The 246-nt window shown below is 70.3% G+C and carries 1 protein-coding gene; it reads right to left on the bottom strand.

Going from position 1 to position 246, the window contains the following annotated elements; genetic code table 11:
- Window positions 1-246, bottom strand: a 246-nt coding sequence (locus A9Z05_RS37565; RefSeq protein ID WP_256121853.1) for an ATP-binding protein, incomplete at both ends; no start/stop codon positions are given.

A 246-nucleotide genomic window follows, 5' to 3' on the forward strand; every position in this document is an offset into this window, starting at 1 on the left:
GCCGGCCGGCGCGCGCTGCAACTCGACCACGTTGACCCGCGCGCCGAATACGTCCCTCACGAGCGGCAGCAGGTGGTCGTGGTGCGTCAGGAACAGCACCTGGGTGCGCGTCGACAGATCGCGCAGCGCATCGAGCCCCGCCTTCGCGCGCGCGTCGTCGAAATTGATGAACAGGTCGTCGGCGACGAACGGCAGTGCGGTGCGGCTGCCGAGCTGCAACTCCAGCGCCGCGATCCGCAGCGCGAG

The organism is Burkholderia sp. A2 (assembly GCF_001729305.1).
GTDB classification, from domain to species: Bacteria; Pseudomonadota; Gammaproteobacteria; order Burkholderiales; family Burkholderiaceae; genus Burkholderia; species Burkholderia sola.